Origin of the sequence: Pseudonocardia nigra (assembly GCF_019396355.1) — a bacterium.
GTDB lineage: Bacteria > Actinomycetota > Actinomycetes > Mycobacteriales > Pseudonocardiaceae > Pseudonocardia > Pseudonocardia nigra.
The window spans coordinates 1-1,660 of record NZ_JAHKRK010000436.1 but is presented as its reverse complement, the minus strand read 5'-3'; the positions used below and the strand labels follow the sequence as shown (position 1 = coordinate 1,660).

The following is a 1,660-nucleotide window of genomic DNA, read 5'->3' as shown; positions in this document are numbered from 1 at the left end:
CTCCCGGGCGCTCCTTGACCCCGCCGCCTACCTCGACGCGCCCAAGAACAGTCGGAGAGCCAACGAAGAAAAGATCAACTACAACAACAGGGGGTTGACCGGCCCCGCTCCTTCAGGGATGACCAGTATAGACGACCTCGAGTGTGGACCAGATCACCGGTTAGCTGCGGAACTCCGGTGGTGCGTGTCACGCTGGGCGCATGGAGGTCACCGAGAAAGACATCGCGCGGATTCCGGTGCGCAACCTCCGGGTGCCCCGCGCCGAGTTCGCCGCCGTCTGGGCGGCGGCGGAGCGGCTGTGCCGTGAGCAGGGCGAGCGGGGTGTGACCGATTGGTACGCCGGTGGTGTCGTGGCGACCTGCCGATGGATCGCTGGCGCGGTCGTTCCGGCTCGCCAGGGTGGCCGTCGTCTGGCGTACTCGCCCGTGTCGAACCGGACCGTGACGGCGTACGAGGAGCTGATCGAGGCTGAGTTTCTGGCCGCGGAGCTGCTCGACGTTCGGCGTCCTGACCTGGTGGAGGCGCGTCCGGGCTGGTGCGAGGCCGTTCGGGCGACCCTGCGGTGGGCCTGGCGGCACGCCGGACCACCGCCGCTGGAAGTGCACGCGGAGGCAAGTACCGGGAGTTGAGAGGCTGTCACAGCGCGTCCGCGTGTTCGTAGCCAGCGGGCTCATACCCGGCCGCGGGGTCCTCGTCGACCTCGGCGGATTCGTCGGCCTGGTCGTCGGTGTGCCACCGGTTCAGTTCCTCGGCGCGGTGCTCTTCGGCTTCCTGCGCGTCGGCGGCGTCGCGGGCGCGCATCTCGACCAGGGCGCGGTTCGCCTTCTCGATCGCGTCGGAGGTCTCCTCGGCCGACGGGACGCGCACCGTGTCCTCGTCAACCGGCGCGGGTTCGTCGGCAGCGATCTCGCGCAGGTCCCGGTCGGGCACCTCGACGCGTTCGTGCGGCGGCGCCACGGTCTCGTCGGTGGCGTGCACGTCGGCGCCGTGCTCGTCGGTGCGGTCGGTGGCCTCGGCCCGGGCGGTGTCGGCCTCGGCGACGTCGGTTTCGGTGATGTCGCGGTGGGGTTCGTCCTCGGCGAGCGCGGCGCGGTGGGCGGCGAGCCACTCTTCGGCGGTGACTTGCTGCTCGGGTTCGGTGTCGTCGACGTGCCGGGCGGCGAGTTCGGCCTTGGCCCGCTCGGCCGCCGCGCGGGTGCCGGCGGTGTGGGCGAGGAACGCGGCTGCCCGTCCGGGCCCTCGACCCGGTTGGTGGCGACCAGGCGGGGTCGTCGACCCCGGCGAGGGTGGCTCTACATCATCAACGGAGATGAGGTCTTTTTCGGCTTCTACCCCGTACTCGAACACAAGGTGTCGATCGAGAAGGAACCGACCGCCATCTTCGACCCAATGGGGAAGGACGCCGTCCTGTTCCACTTTGCGTCGAGCGACGACGATACTGCAATCGGCGCACAATACGTCCGTGAGGCGCAGAAGTGGTTCGACTCGGTGTGGCAGTCGGTAGTCGCGACATGAGCAACAGGGATCTGGTGAGGACACTGAGGTGATCTCAGCAAGAAGTGCGTAGCTGGAGTTGTTCGATGTGGGTGAGGACGAGCGCTGCTTTGACGTAGGCGCCGATTCTGCGGGGGCTGGCGGTGATGCGGCGCAGTGCTCGCCA

At 68.8% G+C, this 1,660-nt stretch carries 2 protein-coding genes; one reads left to right on the top strand and one right to left on the bottom strand.

From position 1 onward, the window contains the following. The first annotated feature begins 200 nt into the window (after positions 1–200). Complete coding sequence (locus KME75_RS41350; protein WP_219420434.1) at positions 201–629, top strand: hypothetical protein; 429 nt, start codon at positions 201–203, stop codon at positions 627–629. 7 nt (positions 630–636) lie between these two features. Here KME75_RS41350 and KME75_RS41345 read toward each other — a convergent pair whose 3' ends face one another. Continuing rightward, positions 637–1,539, bottom strand: coding sequence for a prolipoprotein diacylglyceryl transferase (locus KME75_RS41345; RefSeq protein ID WP_219420433.1), 903 nt, complete (start codon positions 1,537–1,539; stop codon positions 637–639). Positions 1,540–1,660 lie beyond the last annotated feature (121 nt).

Excerpts from the sequence above, each read along its gene's own strand:
- KME75_RS41350 (WP_219420434.1), top strand. The coding sequence starts at position 201 with ATGGAGGTCACCGAGAAAGACATCGCGCGGATTCCGGTGCGCAACCTC.